General features: G+C 54.8%; 1 protein-coding gene. It reads right to left on the bottom strand.

Translation table 11 applies throughout. From position 1 onward, the window contains the following. Nucleotides 1-524 (bottom strand): hypothetical protein (locus AC23NW_RS36260; RefSeq protein WP_487455600.1); only part of this gene is annotated, 524 nt, incomplete at both ends.

Raw genomic sequence — 524 nt, 5'->3', positions numbered from 1 at the left:
CCTGCCTGATAGCTAACGCCGTTGTCGAAGCTATACTCAACACCCGTAGACGACGAAGAAACCGTAATCGCTCCAGTTGAAACGGTACAGGTCGGCTGCAACACACTCGCCGTTGGATTGACCGGTACAGTTGGAGCGGCATTCACCGTAACGCTCACGGGCGCTGACTCACAACCCGAAGCCGTCGAGCGAACCTTGAGTTGGTAAATGCCTGAAGCCAAACCGCTCTTTACATTGCCTGACTGATAACTCAGACCGTTGTCGAAACTGTAGGCAACACCGCTGGCCGGCGTATTGATCGTAATCGCTCCCGTCGAAACGGCACAGGTCGGCTGCACCACACCCGCCGTTGGATTGGCCGGTATTTCCGGAGCAATGTTCACCGTTACGCTCACAAATGATGACTCGCAGCCCGAAGCCGTTGAGCGAACCTTGAGTTGGTAAATGCCTGAAGCCAAGCCACTCTTTACATCATCTGACTGATAGCTGAGGCCGTTGTCGAAACTGTAGGCAACACCGCTGGC

This window comes from Arsenicibacter sp. R0_47 (genome assembly GCF_057652235.1).
The sequence above is the reverse complement of the archived record's forward strand: the minus strand, read 5'-3'. Positions and strand labels throughout refer to the sequence as shown.